The organism is Streptomyces sp. NPDC001508, assembly GCF_040298665.1.
Classification (GTDB): domain Bacteria; phylum Actinomycetota; class Actinomycetes; order Streptomycetales; family Streptomycetaceae; genus Streptomyces.
Map to the genome: position 1 here is coordinate 206,272 of NZ_JBEPAP010000005.1, position 14,347 is coordinate 220,618.

The window sequence follows — 14,347 nt, forward strand, 5'->3', positions numbered from 1 at the left end:
GCCTCTTGCGAGGCATCTCAGTGAACCCGGCCGAACACGCTCCGCGACAGTGCGCGTACCGCCCGGATTCGCGCACTTTCGTTCACACCCCGTGTGAACCCGTACGCACTACGCTGACCACACCAGGCCACCCGGGGGGCATTCATGCAGCCCAACACTCTGCTCGACGCGATCCTGGACGAGGCCGGCATCTCGCACGCCGGCCTTGCCGCCCATGTCAACCAGGCGGGCCGGGCGCGGGGCCTCGCGCTCCGTTACGAACACACCGCCGTCGCCCGGTGGTTGAAGGGCCAGCGGCCCCGCGGCCAGGTGCCCGACCTGATCTGCGAGGTGCTTGCCGCCCGGCTGCACCGGCCCGTCACGCTCGACGACATCGGCCTCGGCGTCCCCGGCGAACCCGCCACCCCGCACGGCACCTCGCTGTCCGGCTTCGTCGAACGGGCCACCGCGCTGTGGCGCTCCGACGAACAGCAGCGCCCGCATGTGCTCGGCGCGCCCGCCGTCACCGGCACACCCGCGGTGATGCCCGTGTGGGAGTGGGAGAACCCGCCCGAGGACGTGGACGTCTCGCGCGGCGGCGGACACCGGGTCACCGCGGGGGACATCGAGATGCTGCGCGCCGCCCGCGCGCACTACGAGCAGATGTACCGCAAGGCCGGCGGCATCGCGACCCGCAGCCGCGTCGTCGGCTTCCTGAACGCCGAGGCGGCGCCGCTGCTGCGCGGCGGCTACACCGACGCCACCGGCCGCCAAGTGCACCGGGCCACCGGCGCGTTGGTGGCGATCGCGGGCATCTGCGCATACGACTCCGACGCGCACGGGCTCGCCCAGCGCTACTTCCACCAGGCGCTCAGGCTGGCGAAGGCCAGCGGGGACAGGGGACTTGGGGCGTATGTCATCGCGCTCCTGGTCAACCAGGCGCTGTTCACACGGGAGTACCGGCAGGCCGTCGCCTTCGCCGAGGCCGCGCTGCGCGCCGCGGGCAAGCACATCACCCCCGCGCTGGCCTCGGATCTGTACGCGATGCAGGCCAAGGCGTACGCCCATCTGGGCGATGCCACGAGCGCCCTGTCCTGCATCCGGCGGGCCGAGACGGCCGCCGAACGCATCCGTCGTGGCTACGAACCCGACGAGACCGGCTATGTCCAGCCGGGCCTCGTCAATGTGCAGGTGGCCGAGGCGCTGCTCAGTCTGGGCGAACTGGCGGCGGCCCGGGAGCATGCCGCGGCCGCCGTGGGAAACCCGGCCCACGACCGGGGCCGGGTGCACCGGCTGGCCATGCTCAGCACCATCGAACTGCGGCAGGGCAACGCGGACACCGCGGTGGCCACGGCGGTGCAGATGGCCGAGCAGGCCCGGGGGATGGAGTCCCAGCGACTGCGCGACCGACTGCGCGCGGTGCGCGAGCACTTGACGCGCAGCGGCTGTGCCGGAACCGCCGAGGCCGCCGAACTCATCGACGGGGCGCTGCGCGTACCGCTGTAGGCCAGCCCCAGCCACTGCTGCGATATTGCCACTTACTCGGCGGAAGGTGGCAGAACCGTGCAGTGGACGAAACAGAACGAACAAACTGTGTATGCAAACCGCTGGTTCAGCGTCAATCTGGCAGATGTCGAACTGCCGGACGGCCGGCACCTGGACCACTTCCTGATCCGGCTGCGGCCCGTGGCCGTGGCGACGGTGGTGAACGAGGCCAACGAGGTCCTCCTGCTGTGGCGCCACCGGTTCATCACGGACAGCTGGGGGTGGGAACTCGCGGCGGGAGTCGTGGAGGACGGCGAGGACATCGCCCGAGCGGCCGCCAGGGAACTGGAGGAGGAGACCGGCTGGCGGCCGGGACCCCTGCACCATCTGATGAGCGTGGAGCCGTCCAACGGCCTCACCGACGCCCGGCACCATGTCTACTGGGCCGACGAGGGCGAGTACATCGGACACCCCGTGGACGACTTCGAGTCGGACCGCCGGGAATGGGTCCCCCTCAAGCTCGTCCCCGACATGGTCGCCCGCGGAGAGGTCCCGGCCGCCAACATGGCGGCGGCGTTACTCCTCCTGCACCACCTCAGGCTCGCCTGACTAGTGGGCCAGCACCTGCCAGATGGTCACTACGAGGGCTCCCAGGGAGGTGAGCGCGGCCACCGAGGACAGCGGCCAGCGCGTGTGTTCCAACGAGGTCATACGGGTGTTCAGCTCGTCCAGCTCCTTGGCGGTCACCTCGCTGCGATGACTGAGCAGAGCCAGACCTCCCTCGACACGGGCGTAAGCCACGTCGAGGCGGCGCCGTAACTCTGCGAGTTCTCCATGGACCACGGGATGCTTCGGATCGGCGGTCACGGGTCCACTCCTTTCCGTAGTCGAACGGGGGGTTCCGCATCCCTTGCATGCGCATGAGGAGTCAACTCGCCTGGTGGGCGCGAGGGGAGCGTGTGCGAAGGCCGTATGCGGGTCCGGCACGCACACGGTGTGTGAAACGGACGGGCCCGGCACCGCATCAGGTGCCGGGCCCGCACGACGTCGCTCCGCGTAATCAGCCGCAGGCGCGTGACCGTCCCGTCGGTCCTGAGCGTGGCACCGAGGGCGAGCGGTTTCCTCGCGGGCCTGCGCCGTGCGAGCCGGGTGCCGGCGCAACCAGTGGCTCCCGGGCGTACGGTCTGCGGCATGGCCGCGCTCTGGCGGCGTGTCCTGCTGGGCGTGGGCCTGGCGGAGCCTCCGGCACCAGCTCACCGGCGCCTCGGTCAACCTCGCCCGCATCGGCGCCCATCTCACCGGCACACCCCGGGCCCGCACCCGCACCGCCGCTTCGCGACACTCGGCCCCGCCGAGCCGAAGCTCAGCGGGGCCGAGTGGAGCCCGCCCCCGAACCAACCGACGGCGTCACAGCCGGTCGGGGGCCTCCCGCATGCGTACGGCGTGGCTCAGACGGTCGTGACGACGTCGTCGTACGCCAGGCGCGGGCCGCGCGGGAACCAGGCGTCCGGGCCCGGCTTGCCGATGTTGACCACCATCAGCGGGGTGTGGTCGTCGTCCAGGAACTCCTTCTGGACGCCCGCGAGGTCGAAGCCGGTCATCGGGCCGGCGGCGAGACCGGCGGCACGGACGCCGATGATGAAGTAGGCGGCCTGGAGTGCGGCGTTCAGCGTGGCGTTCTTCTCCCGCACCGAGCGGTCGGCGGCGAAGATGTCCTTGGCCTGCGGGAAGTGTGGGAAGAGCTGCGGCAGCTCCTCGTGGAACTCGTTGTCCGCGGCGAGGATCGCGACCAGCGGTGCCGCCGCGGTCTTCTTCCGGTTGCCCTCGGACATGTGCTGCACCAGGCGCTCACGGGCCTCGGGGGAGCGGACCAGGACGATGCGCAGCGGCGACTGGTTCATGGAGGTGGGGCCGAACTTGACCAGGTCGTAGACGGCCTGGACCTGCTCGTCGGTCACCGGCTCGTCGGTGAAGGTGTTGGCGGTGCGGGCCTCGCGGAACAGCAGGTCCTGAGTGGCGGAGTCGAGAACGAGAGACATGGTTGAACTTCCTGGAGGTCGCATCCCGCGAATCCGGACCGTGGTCCGGATGGCCTGACGACACGACGATAGGCGAAGGAAGCTTCAACATTCAAAAAAAACCGGACCGCAGTGATCCGCCTCACGTCCGCAGCCGCCCGAACCCCCTGAGCCCGGCGGCGATCAGTGAGGGCCGTCGCCGGGATCAGTGGTGACGGCCCTCGCGCGTGCGGTCTGGTGGTGTGTGGTGCGCTGTGCGGGGCGGTGTTCGTGCAGGTCAGGCGTAGGTGTAGAAGCCCGAGCCGGACTTGCGGCCGAGGCGGCCCGCTTCGACCATGCGCTGGAGCAGCGGGGGAGCGGCGTACAGCGGTTCCTTGTACTCCTGGTACATCGAGTCGGCGATAGAGACGATGGTGTCCAGGCCGATCAGATCGGACAGCTTCAGCGGGCCCATCGGGTGGGCGCAGCCCAGCTCCATGCCGTTGTCGATGTCCTCGCGGCCCGCGATGCCGGACTCGAACATCCGGATCGCGGACAGCAGATAGGGCACGAGCAGCGCGTTGACCACGAATCCGGACCGGTCCTGGGCGCGGATGGCGTGCTTGCCCAGCACCTTCTCGGCGAACAGCTGAGCACGGCTGAGCGTGCCCTCGGAGGTGGTGAGCGCCGGGACCAGCTCGACCAGCTGCTGCACCGGGGCCGGGGTGAAGAAGTGGATGCCGACGACCTGGTCGGGGCGGCCCGTGGCGACCGCCAGCTTCACCAGCGGGATGGAGGAGGTGTTGGAGGCGAGGATCGCGTCCGGCCGGGTCACCACCTGGTCGAGCACCTGGAAGATCTCCGTCTTCACCTGCTCGTTCTCTACGACGGCCTCGATGACCAGGTCGCGGTCCGCGAACTCGCCGAGGTCGGTGGTGAAGCCGAGGCGTGCCTGCGTCGCGTCCCGCTCCGCCTCGCTGATCTTGCCGCGCTCGGCGGCCTTGGCAAGGGAGTTGAACAGCCGGGTGCGGCCGATCTCCAGGGCCTCGCCGGTGGTCTCCGCGACCTTGACCTCCAGACCGGCGCGGGCGCAGACTTCGGCGATGCCCGCCCCCATCTGACCGCAGCCGACCACTCCGACACGTGCGATATCCGAGCTGCCCGTCACATCGTCCCCTTCGCTGATCCACGGCCCGCGCGGCGCCTCAGAATTGCGCGCCTGCTCCGATCGTGCACGTTACTCCCCGGTATCGATGATTGATCGCGGGGGGCGGGGCATGCTGGGGCCCGGACGATTCCTGACGGCGACGGCATGGATCCGCAGTGTCATGGGGGGTGGGCAGATGGGGCCGGTCTCACGCCGGACGTTCGCGTTGGCGCTGTCGACGCTGGTGACGGCACCGGGCGCCGCGGCGGCACCAGGTGGTGCGGCCGCGGCCGGTGGCGCCACCGCGGCAGACGGTGCCTCGGCGGCGCTTGGCGCGCCCGCGCGCGGTGGTGCGCCCGCCGGGGGCGGTGCGCCGGCGCCGGACAGCGCGGCGGCACCGCGCCGGGCCGCCACCGAGCTGCGGGGCATGTGGCTGGCGTCGGTCGACAACCACGACTGGCCCTCGAAACCGGGCCTGACCGCCGCCGCACAGCGCGCGGAGCTGATCGCCCACCTCGACCGGGCCGTCCGCGACCGCCTCAACACGGTCATCTTCCAGGTGCGGCCGACCGCGGACGCGCTGTGGCCCTCGCCCCACGAGCCGTGGTCCGCGTATCTCACCGGGACCCAGGGCAGATCACCGGGCTGGGACCCGCTGGGCACGGCCGTGACCGAGGCGCACGCCCGCGGGCTGCAGCTGCACGCCTGGTTCAACCCGTACCGGATCGCGCTGCACGCCGACCCCGCCCGGCTGACCGCATCCCACCCGGCCCGCAGACACCCGGACTGGGTGGTGCGCTACGGCGGCAAGCTCTACTACAACCCCGGCCTGCCGCAGGTCCGCGCCTTCGTGCAGGACGCGATGCTGGACGCGGTGGCGAGGTACCCCGTGGACGCCGTCCACTTCGACGACTACTTCTACCCGTACCCGGTCGCCGGGCAGAGCTTCGACGACGCCGCCGCGTACGCCGCGTACGGCGGCGGCTTCACCGACCGGGCGGCCTGGCGCCGCGACAACATCGACAAACTGGTGCGTGAGACGGCCGCGCGGATCCGGCGGATCCGGCCCGGCACCCAGTTCGGGATCAGCCCGTTCGGGGTGTGGCGCAACGCGTCGAGCGACAGCCGCGGCTCGGACACCCGGGCGGGCGTGCAGACGTACGACGACCTGTACGCGGACACCCGCACCTGGGTCAGGGAGGGCTGGATCGACTACATCGTGCCGCAGCTGTACTGGAACATCGGCTTCGCCGCCGCCGACTACGCCAGACTCGTGCCCTGGTGGGCCGAGGTCGCCAAGGGCAGCCGGACCCGCCTGTACATCGGTGAGGCGCTGTACAAGACGGGTGCCGCCGGGCAGCCCGCCGAGTGGCAGGACCCGGCCGAGCTGTCCCGGCACCTCACCCTCGCCGCCGGCTGTGCGCGGGTGCGCGGGCATGTCTTCTTCTCCGCCCGGGACCTGGCGCGGGATCCGATCGGGGCGATGGCGCGGGTCGTCGCCGACCACTACCGGCAGCCGGCGCAGCCCCCGCGCTGACTACTGGGCCTGGGGTTCCTGGTTCGGGTGACGGATTTCGCAGTCGGGGCCGGGAGCCATCACGGCCTCGTGTCCATCCGGGAAGCGCACGCGGTAGGGCGGGTTGCCCTCGGTGCCCATCACTTCGACGACCTCCGAGACCTGGTCGTGCTGGCCGACCACCCTGCCGTGCTGGACAAGCTGGTCGCCCACGGTTGCACGCATCTGCGGGCCTCCTCACGAACGTGATCGTTGGGTGACGGCGATGCCCACGAGCACCGCGGCGGCGGTCAGCGGAGCAGCCGCCGTCAGGTGCTCGCCCACCAGCAGCACCGACGACACCAGTGTGAGCAGCGGCCGGGCCGACTGCAACTGGCCGGCCTCGGGGACGCCGACGGCCGCCATGCGCCGCGGCGCGGCGGCTCAGTTCGCGCGTGTGTAGTCGGTGACGAGGAGGAGGTCCTTCGCGGGGCCGCCCACCCGCCACACCGTCCGCCAGTGGTCCGCGTCCTGGACGGTGAACTCGCCGCGGTACAGGTCCGCCGCGCACGGGTGGTCGGCGACATGGCGGCCCGAGGTCAGGTCCAGGTCGTGGAAGGGCCGCCCGTCGGCGAAGCGGACGTCCGCCGTGCCCGTGCCGGCGCCGGGCAGAAAACGCAGGATCCGCTCGGCGGGCCGTGGCACGCCCCGCCAGGTGAACGTGCCGGACTCCTCGTGCAGCAGCCCGCCGCCGGGCAGCGGACTGAAGACGGTGCCGCCCGTGAAGCGGCCCTCGTCGCCGCTCGCCAGATCCCGCACGGTGCGCTCGACGTGCCAGCGCCCGGCCAGATACGCGCACACATCCGGCACACCCCACACCCCGTCGCCCGCCGCCGCGCGGTACCCGCCCACGGGCCGGCTCATGCCTTCCCCGTCCCGGGTCGCGGGCCGTCCGGGGAGCCGGTGGGCGCCTTGCGCCGCGCCTGGGCCCGGATCTCGTAGTGCGCGGTATGGCTCGTGGCGCGGAAAGCCTCCTCGTACGCGGCCAGGGCGGCGCCGATCCCCGCGCCGGCGGCGCCGCGGCGCCGGATCAGCCGCGCCAGCCAGGTGAAGAAGCCCAGGACGACGGCGAGACCCCCCGACAGGGCCAGGTACGGCAGCAGCGCATCCATGGCGTCGACCCTACGTCCCCGGACACCGCCCAAGCCCCACCACCCTCGACGCCGCCCCAGCCACGCCGCCGCCCAGCCGAGGGACGCCTGGTGCCCCAGGGAGGGTGCGCGGGGGTCGGCGCGATCAGCCACGATGGCGCGGCAGTCGAGGGGCGGCTGGTGCCCCGGATGGGGGCGCGGGGAACGGCGCGGTCAGTCACGATGGCGCGGCAGCCAACCCAGCCACGCTGGCGCCGCAGGCAGGGACGGCAGGTGCCCCGGAGGGGCGCGCGGGGGTCGGCGTGATCAGTCACGATGGCGCGGTAGCCGAGGGGCGGCTGGGGCCCCGGAGGGGGTCGGCGTGGTCAGTTGGGAAACCCGGCGTCATCGGTCGGCGGTCGCGTGGCCGGAGCCAGGGCCGGTCTGATTCACCTTTCGCTCATGTTCTGTAAAGCTGCCGTTTTCCCAATAGTCGGCGAGGATTTCTAAAACGCTCAGGTATTCGGAATTCCGGGCATCAGATCGGGTCGGTGACACAACCATCCGGAAACCAGGCCCGTCTAACCCGGCGAATCAGCGAAGCACGGGGATTGACACCCCCGGCCGGGACGCCGCGCGTCCCGAATTCCCTCTGGGGGCCTCCCGAGAATGCACCGCCCGACCCCGCCCGGTGACAGCCGCGTCACCGGGCGAACCGCAGCCCTGCTCGCCGCGGCCATCACCGTCACCGCGCTGTGCGCGGCCGACGCGCTCGCCCGCTGCTACCCGTTCGGCCCCCGCACCCGCAGCGTCAACGACCTCGGCAACCAGTACATACCCTTCCACGCCCACCTGTGGGACCTGCTGCACGGCCGCGCCGACGGCGGGCTCCTCATCAACTGGCAGTCCGGCTACGGCGCGAGCTTCCTGCCCGACGTCGGCACCTACCTCGGCAGCCCGTTCGCCCTGCTCGTCGCTGTCTTCCCACGGGACGAGATCGACCTCGCGGTGTACGTCGTCACCGTGCTGAAGACGGCGACCGCCGGCGCCGCCATGGCCTGCCTGCTGCTCGCCCTGCGCCCCGGCCGCTGGTGGGCGGCCGGTCTGCTGGGCGCCTCCTACGCCCTGTGCGGCTGGGGCGTGGCCGTCGCCATCTACAACCCGATGTGGATCGACGGCCTGATCGCACTGCCCCTGCTGTGCCTGGTCGGCGAGTGGGCCCTGCGGCGCCACCGGCCGGTCCTCGGCGTGCTGATCGTCGCGCTCGCCTGGATCGCCAACTTCTACACCGCGTACATGGCCACCCTCGCCGCCGGACTCGTCCTGCTGCTCCGGCTGCTGCTCGCCGGACTCCCGCGGCGGCAGGCGCTGGCGGCGGCCGGCCGGGCCGCCGGCACCGTCGCGCTCGGCATGGGCCTGGCCGCACCGCTGGTGGCGGTCGTGTACCTCGGCACCAAGCACGCCTACCCCGGCCGCGAGGGGCACTTCGTCCCGGTCCCCACGGACGACCTGCTGGCCCGGCTGCTGCCGACGACGTACAGCTTCGGCAGCCCGGCCCTGTACGTGGGCGTCACCGCGCTGCTGCTCGCGCTCGCCCTGCCGTTCCACCGGGCGGTGCCCCGGCCGGTGCGCGCGGGCTGGACACTGCTCGTGATCGCGGTGACCCTGTCGCTGCAGTGGGCGCCGACCCAACTGGTCTGGCACGCCTTCGCCACCCCGCAGGGCAGCGCCTACCGGGAGGCGTTCGTCCTGTGCGCGGTGCTGGTCATCGCCGCCTGGCAGACCCTGTCCCACGGCCCGCCCGACTGGCGCGCCCTGGGCGCGGCGAGCGCGCTGCTCGCGCTGCTCGCCGCCGTCGCGAGCCGCAGCGCGCTGGTGCACCGCTACACCTGGGCGGTGTTCCTGCTCGCCGTCGTGGGCGCGCTCGGCGGGCTCGCCCTGCTCGCCGCGCAGGGCCGGGGCCGGCTGGCCGCCGGGCGCCGACGCACCGTACTGGCCGGCTGCGCCGTCGTGCTGCTCTTCGGCGGGCAGCTCGGCGAGACCGCCGCGACCTCCGCGGTGGCCAGCCGGCTGCGCCTCGCCCACATGGACGACTACGCGCCCTGGGGCGAGCGGCAGCAGACGCAGGCCGACGCGATCGCGGGCGCCGACGACTGGCCCCGCTACCGCACCGAACCGGGCCGGGACCAGACCGTCGCCAACGACCCGCTGATGGTGGGCGGCCAGGGCGTCCAGTACTACAGCAGCCTCACCTCCGACGTCCTCAGCCGTACCCTCACCGCCGTCGGCGGCGGCTGGACCTCGCGGGGCCGGAGCCTGCAGAGCCTGGACAACCCCGTCACGGACGCGGTCTTCTCCGTCGGCGCGCGGGTGCACTCCCCGCCCGACCCGCACCAGTCGTGGCTGCCGCGGGGCGGCGGCCCGGTGACCGTGTCCCGTGCGCAGGTGCCGCCCCTGGTGACCGTGCGTCCGCCCGGCACCTCGGCGCACACCGGCGTCGCGGCCTTCGGGCCGTCGCCGTACCGCAACCAGGAACGGATGCTGGGCAGCCGCGTCTACACCCTGCCCCGCGCGACGGTGCGCACCGCCTCCGGCCGGCCCCCGCAGCGCGGCGACGCCCGCCGTCCGGGGCTGCTCGTCGCCGCGCCCGCCCGCGGCGCGGACCTGCCAGGACCCACCATCACGGCGCGCTGCACGGCCGGCGACCGGGTGTTCCTGTGGGCGCCGCACTTCTCGGGCACCGCGCGGCTCGCCGGCGGCGGGCCGGTCGCCCGGTTCCGGTCCGACGCCGACGGCGCCAAGATCGCGGCCATGCAGCCGCTCGGCGCGGTTCCGGCCGCCGGGCGGGTGCGGATCGAGCTGACCCCGGACCGGCCCAGCCGGGTGCCGGACCGCGGCGCGGTCGGCTGCCTGGACACCGCCGCGCTGCGCACCGCCGTCGACGGGCTGCGGGCCACCGCGGCCACCGCGGTGACCGTCGACGACGGCACGCTGCGGGCCGAACTCCCCGCCGGCAGCAAGGGGACCGCCGTCGTCGCGGCACCGCGCATCGCGGGCTGGCGGTGCGCCGCGGGCGGCGCCGAGGAGAAGCCCGCGGGGGAGTACTACGGGCTGATCGCGGTGCCCCTGGACGGCTCCGCGACCACTTTGAGCTGCACGTTCCACCCGCCGGGACTGCGACTGGGCGCGACGGCGGGAGGCGCCGCGCTGCTGATCCTGATCCTGCTCTGCGTCCTTCGCGCCGTCCGCCGCCGACGGACCGCGGCACCGACGACCACGACCGAACAGCCCGAGCGCCTCACCCACGCTCTGTGACCGCCCAAGGGGAAGAACCCATGCTCATCTCGATCGTCGCGCCCTGTTACAACGAGGAGGACGTCCTCGGACCCTTCCACGAGGCGGTGCAGAAGGTCGCCGATGAACTGCTGCCGCTCGGGCACGACATGCAGTTCGTGTACGTCGACGACGGCAGCCGCGACCGGACGCTGGTCGTCCTGAAGGAACTCGCCGACCTCGACGCCCGGGTGCGTTACGTCTCCTTCAGCCGCAACTTCGGCAAGGAGGCCGCCCTGCTCGCCGGTCTGCGGCACGCCACGGGGGACTGCGTGATCGTCATGGACGCCGACCTCCAGCATCCGCCGGAACTGATCAAACGCATGGTCGAACTGCGCGGAGAGGGCTACGACCAGGTCATAGCCAAGCGCACCAGGACCGGCGAGGGCATCGCCCGCACCCTCACCGCCCGCCTGTACTACCGGATGGTCAATCGGCTCGTGGACGTGGAACTCGTCGACGGCGTCGGCGACTTCCGGCTGCTGTCGCGGCGCGTGGTGGACGCGGTCCTCGACCTGACCGAGTACAACCGCTTCTCCAAGGGCCTGTTCGCCTGGGTCGGCTTTCCCAGCACCACCTTCGCCTACACGAACACGGTGCGCGAGCACGGCCGCAGCTCCTGGACCCTGCGCAGCCTGCTCAACTACGGCCTCGACGGACTGCTCTCCTTCAACAACCGGCCGCTGCGCGCCGCCCTGTACCTGGGCCTGGGACTGCTGCTGTGCGCGGGCGTGTACACGGCGTGGATCGTGGGCGCCGCGCTCATCCACGGCGTGGACACGCCCGGCTATGTCACCATCATCACCGCGGTCACCGCCCTCGCCGGGGTGCAGATGATCATGCTCGGGGTCATCGGCGAGTACACCGGCCGGATCTACTACGAGGTCAAGGGGCGCCCGCACTTCCTGGTGAAGGCGACCAACGTGGAACGGACGAAAGACCTCATCCCCTGATGCGTACCGCGACGACCCGTCCGACGCCCCGCCCGGCGGCCCGGCCGCTGCCGCGGCAGATGCTCACCTTCGCCGCCGTCGGCGTCGTGAACACGGGCACGTATTACGGTCTCTACCTGTTGTTCCTGATGCGTTTGCCCTACCTTTTCGCGCATGTCCTTGCATTCCTGCTGAGTATGACCGGGTCCTTTTTCCTCAATGCCCGCTTCACCTATCGGATACGGCCCACCTGGCGGAAATTCCTGCTGTTCCCGCTGACGAACGCCACCAATTTCCTGATCACCACGGCGGGTGTGTACGTGATCGTCGGCGTGCTGCACGCGGGCAGCCGGTTCGCGCCCCTGCTCGCGTCCGCGGCGGCGATTCCGGTGACCTTCGTGGTCTCCCGCTGGGTGATGCTGCCCCGGGTCCCCGAGGGGGACGCCGCATAGGATTGCATAAACGTGCAGCGAAACGTATAGTCATGCCATCCAGGAGGAGGGTGACATGGCGGTACGTGCGGCGGTGGCCGGAGCGAGCGGATACGCGGGCGGAGAGGTCCTGCGACTGCTCCTTGCACACCCCGAGGTCGAGATCGGTGCCCTGACCGGCAACTCCAACGCAGGCCAGCGGCTCGGCACGCTCCAGCCCCAGCTGCTGCCGCTGGCCGACCGGGTGCTGGCCGAGACCACCCCCGCGGCCCTCGCCGGGCACGACGTGGTCTTCCTCGCCCTGCCCCACGGGCAGTCCGCCGCCGTCGCCGAGCAACTCGGCCCCGATGTCCTCGTCGTCGACATGGGCGCCGACTTCCGGCTCAAGGACGCCGCCGACTGGGAGCGGTTCTACGGTTCCGGGCACGCCGGGACCTGGCCCTACGGCCTTCCCGAACTGCCGGGTGCCCGCGCCGCGCTGGAGGGGTCCAAGCGCATCGCGGTACCCGGTTGCTATCCCACCGCCGCCTCGCTCGCCCTCCTCCCCGCGTACGCGGCGGGCCTCGCCGAACCCGAGGCGGTGATCGTCGCCGCCTCCGGCACCTCCGGCGCGGGCAAGGCGCCCAAGCCGCACCTGCTGGGCAGCGAGGTCATGGGATCCATGTCGCCGTACGGCGTCGGCGGCGGTCACCGGCACACCCCCGAGATGATCCAGAACCTCAGCGCCGTGGCGGGCGAGCGGGTCGCCGTCTCCTTCACCCCGACCCTCGCGCCGATGCCCCGCGGCATCCTCGCCACGTGCAGCGCGAAGGCACGCCGGCCGGTCACCGCCGAGTCGGTGCGCGCCGCCTACGAGAAGACCTACGCCGACGAGCCGTTCGTCCACCTGCTGCCCGCGGGACAGTGGCCCGCCACGGCGTCCGTCCACGGTTCCAACGCCGTACAGGTGCAGGTCGCGTACGACGCCGCCGTGGGACGCATCATCGCGATCAGCGCCATCGACAACCTGACCAAGGGCACCGCGGGCGGTGCCGTCCAGAGCATGAACATCGCCCTCGGGCTCGACGAGACCACGGGGCTTTCCACGATCGGAGTCGCACCGTGAGCGACGACCGCGCAGCCGCCGGGCTGCGGACGACGACGAAGGCCGCACCGCTGCGCTGCACGGGCGAAGAAGCGAACAAGGAGACGCAGTGAGTGTCACGGCAGCCAAGGGATTCACGGCGGCGGGCATCGCCGCCGGGATCAAGGACAACGGCAACCCGGACCTGGCCCTCGTGGTCAACGACGGGCCCCGCCGGGCCGCAGCGGGCGTCTTCACCTCCAACCGTGTGAAGGCCGCCCCGGTGCTCTGGTCCGAGCAGGTCATCAGGAGCGGCCAGGTCACCGCCGTCGTCCTCAACTCCGGCGGCGCCAACGCCTGCACCGGCCCCCAGGGCTTCCAGGACACCCACGCCACCGCCGAGAAGGCGGCCGAGGTCCTCGGCCGGGGCGCCGTCGAGGTGGCCGTCTGCTCCACCGGGCTGATCGGCGTACTGCTGCCCATGGACAAGCTCCTGCCGGGTGTCGAGGCCGCCGCCGCCCAGCTCTCCGAGCACGGCGGTGAGAAGGCCGCCATCGCCATCAAGACCACCGACACCGTGCACAAGACGTCCGTCGTCACCGGGAAGGGCTGGACGGTCGGCGGCATGGCCAAGGGCGCCGGCATGCTCGCCCCCGGCCTCGCCACCATGCTGGTCGTCCTCACCACCGACGCCGTCGCCGACGACGAGACACTGGACCGGGCGCTGCGCGCCGCCACCCGGGTCACCTTCGACCGGGTCGACTCCGACGGCTGCATGTCCACCAACGACACCGTGCTGCTGCTCGCCTCCGGCGCCTCCGGCATCGCTCCGGAGTACGCGGAGTTCGCCGAGGCCGTACGGCAGGTCTGCGACGACCTCGGCCGGCAGCTCATCCAGGACGCCGAGGGCGCCAGCAAGGACATCAAGATCGAGGTGACGGGCGCCGCCACCGAGGACGACGCCGTCGAGGTGGGCCGCTCCATCGCCCGTAACAACCTGCTCAAGTGCGCCGTCCACGGCGAGGACCCCAACTGGGGCCGCGTCCTGTCCGCCATCGGCACCACCGGCGCCGCCTTCGAACCCGACCGGCTGAGCGTCGCCATCAACGGCGTCTGGGTGTGCAAGAACGGCGGCGTCGGCGAGGACCGCGACCTGGTCGACATGCGCTACCGCGAGGTCCACATCGTGGCGGATCTCGCGGCAGGCCCCGAGACCGCCACGATCTGGACCAACGACCTGACGGCCGACTATGTCCACGAGAACAGCGTCTACAGCTCTTGACGCGCCCGCCTGGTCGTCGCGGGTCCCCGTCGTCGCCGACGAGGGTTCCTGTCGCACCGGCGACCGCTCGCCC

Annotated in this window: 14 protein-coding genes and 1 pseudogene; 8 read left to right on the forward strand and 7 right to left on the reverse strand. The window is 72.1% G+C overall.

Translation table 11 applies throughout. The features are described from left to right. The first annotated feature begins 144 nt into the window (after window positions 1-144). A complete protein-coding gene (locus ABT245_RS07885) occupies window positions 145-1,485 on the forward strand; it encodes an NsdA family TPR-like regulatory protein (protein ID WP_351730119.1) in 1,341 nt (446 codons plus the stop codon). Between the two features lie 57 nt (window positions 1,486-1,542). Continuing rightward, a complete protein-coding gene (locus ABT245_RS07890) occupies window positions 1,543-2,073 on the forward strand; it encodes an NUDIX hydrolase (RefSeq protein ID WP_351730122.1) in 531 nt (176 codons plus the stop codon). Here ABT245_RS07890 and ABT245_RS07895 read toward each other — a convergent pair whose 3' ends face one another. The 3 genes from ABT245_RS07895 to ABT245_RS07905 form a co-directional block, all read right to left on the reverse strand. Next, entirely contained in the window at window positions 2,074-2,331 is a 258-nt protein-coding gene (locus ABT245_RS07895) for a hypothetical protein (RefSeq protein WP_351730125.1), read from the reverse strand. Window positions 2,332-2,912: 581 nt separating this feature from the next. Next, entirely contained in the window at window positions 2,913-3,503 is a 591-nt protein-coding gene (locus tag ABT245_RS07900; RefSeq protein WP_351730128.1) for a malonic semialdehyde reductase, read from the reverse strand. 256 nt (window positions 3,504-3,759) lie between these two features. After that, window positions 3,760-4,629: a 3-hydroxybutyryl-CoA dehydrogenase gene (locus ABT245_RS07905; protein WP_351730131.1), complete on the reverse strand. Its 870-nt coding sequence runs from the start codon at window positions 4,627-4,629 to the stop codon at window positions 3,760-3,762. A 175-nt stretch (window positions 4,630-4,804) separates the two neighbouring features. Here ABT245_RS07905 and ABT245_RS07910 point away from each other — a divergent pair, with 175 nt between their 5' ends. Then, window positions 4,805-6,145, forward strand: coding sequence for a glycoside hydrolase family 10-like protein (locus tag ABT245_RS07910; protein WP_351730134.1), 1,341 nt, complete (start codon window positions 4,805-4,807; stop codon window positions 6,143-6,145). Here the strand turns inward: ABT245_RS07910 and ABT245_RS07915 are convergent, their stop codons facing one another. The 4 genes and pseudogenes from ABT245_RS07915 to ABT245_RS07930 form a co-directional block, all read right to left on the reverse strand. Beyond that, entirely contained in the window at window positions 6,146-6,349 is a 204-nt protein-coding gene (locus ABT245_RS07915; RefSeq protein WP_351730137.1) for a DUF1918 domain-containing protein, read from the reverse strand. Between the two features lie 12 nt (window positions 6,350-6,361). Beyond that, window positions 6,362-6,535, reverse strand: a pseudogene (locus tag ABT245_RS07920) (EamA family transporter); the annotation flags it as partial. 12 nt (window positions 6,536-6,547) lie between these two features. Further along, window positions 6,548-7,027 carry a DUF6314 family protein gene (locus tag ABT245_RS07925; protein WP_351730140.1) on the reverse strand — a complete coding sequence of 160 codons (480 nt, stop codon included), beginning with the start codon at window positions 7,025-7,027 and terminating at the stop codon, window positions 6,548-6,550. Beyond that, window positions 7,024-7,275 (reverse strand): hypothetical protein, encoded by a 252-nt coding sequence (locus tag ABT245_RS07930; protein ID WP_351730142.1) that lies wholly within the window; start codon window positions 7,273-7,275, stop codon window positions 7,024-7,026. Before ABT245_RS07930 ends, ABT245_RS07925 begins: the two co-directional genes overlap by 4 nt. Window positions 7,276-7,902: 627 nt before the next feature. Here ABT245_RS07930 and ABT245_RS07935 point away from each other — a divergent pair. The 5 genes from ABT245_RS07935 to argJ all read left to right on the forward strand — a co-directional run bounded on the left by ABT245_RS07935 (window position 7,903) and on the right by argJ (window position 14,274). Beyond that, window positions 7,903-10,548, forward strand: coding sequence for a YfhO family protein (locus ABT245_RS07935; RefSeq protein ID WP_351730144.1), 2,646 nt, complete (start codon window positions 7,903-7,905; stop codon window positions 10,546-10,548). 20 nt (window positions 10,549-10,568) lie between these two features. Continuing rightward, on the forward strand, window positions 10,569-11,519 hold the full coding sequence (locus ABT245_RS07940; RefSeq protein WP_351730147.1) for a glycosyltransferase family 2 protein: 951 nt from the start codon (window positions 10,569-10,571) through the stop codon (window positions 11,517-11,519). Continuing rightward, window positions 11,519-11,950 carry a GtrA family protein gene (locus ABT245_RS07945; RefSeq protein WP_351730150.1) on the forward strand — a complete coding sequence of 144 codons (432 nt, stop codon included), beginning with the start codon at window positions 11,519-11,521 and terminating at the stop codon, window positions 11,948-11,950. The genes ABT245_RS07940 and ABT245_RS07945 overlap by 1 nt, the downstream gene beginning before the upstream one ends. Window positions 11,951-12,005: 55 nt before the next feature. Beyond that, window positions 12,006-13,034 (forward strand): N-acetyl-gamma-glutamyl-phosphate reductase, encoded by a 1,029-nt coding sequence (gene argC / locus ABT245_RS07950; protein WP_351730152.1) that lies wholly within the window; start codon window positions 12,006-12,008, stop codon window positions 13,032-13,034. An 88-nt stretch (window positions 13,035-13,122) separates the two neighbouring features. Next, on the forward strand, window positions 13,123-14,274 hold the full coding sequence (argJ, locus tag ABT245_RS07955; protein WP_351730155.1) for a bifunctional glutamate N-acetyltransferase/amino-acid acetyltransferase ArgJ: 1,152 nt from the start codon (window positions 13,123-13,125) through the stop codon (window positions 14,272-14,274). Window positions 14,275-14,347: the final 73 nt, after the last annotated feature.

Bases quoted from the DNA above. Each gene is read 5' to 3' on its own strand.
- ABT245_RS07930 (WP_351730142.1), bottom strand. From the start codon at position 7,275: ATGGATGCGCTGCTGCCGTACCTGGCCCTGTCGGGGGGTCTCGCCGTC.
- ABT245_RS07940 (WP_351730147.1), top strand. From the start codon at position 10,569: ATGCTCATCTCGATCGTCGCGCCCTGTTACAACGAGGAGGACGTCCTC.
- ABT245_RS07915 (WP_351730137.1), bottom strand. From the start codon at position 6,349: ATGCGTGCAACCGTGGGCGACCAGCTTGTCCAGCACGGCAGGGTGGTC.
- ABT245_RS07945 (WP_351730150.1), top strand. From the start codon at position 11,519: ATGCGTACCGCGACGACCCGTCCGACGCCCCGCCCGGCGGCCCGGCCG.
- ABT245_RS07885 (WP_351730119.1), top strand. From the start codon at position 145: ATGCAGCCCAACACTCTGCTCGACGCGATCCTGGACGAGGCCGGCATC.
- ABT245_RS07910 (WP_351730134.1), top strand. From the start codon at position 4,805: ATGGGGCCGGTCTCACGCCGGACGTTCGCGTTGGCGCTGTCGACGCTG.
- ABT245_RS07935 (WP_351730144.1), top strand. From the start codon at position 7,903: ATGCACCGCCCGACCCCGCCCGGTGACAGCCGCGTCACCGGGCGAACC.
- ABT245_RS07925 (WP_351730140.1), bottom strand. From the start codon at position 7,027: ATGAGCCGGCCCGTGGGCGGGTACCGCGCGGCGGCGGGCGACGGGGTG.
- ABT245_RS07900 (WP_351730128.1), bottom strand. From the start codon at position 3,503: ATGTCTCTCGTTCTCGACTCCGCCACTCAGGACCTGCTGTTCCGCGAG.
- argC (WP_351730152.1), top strand. From the start codon at position 12,006: ATGGCGGTACGTGCGGCGGTGGCCGGAGCGAGCGGATACGCGGGCGGA.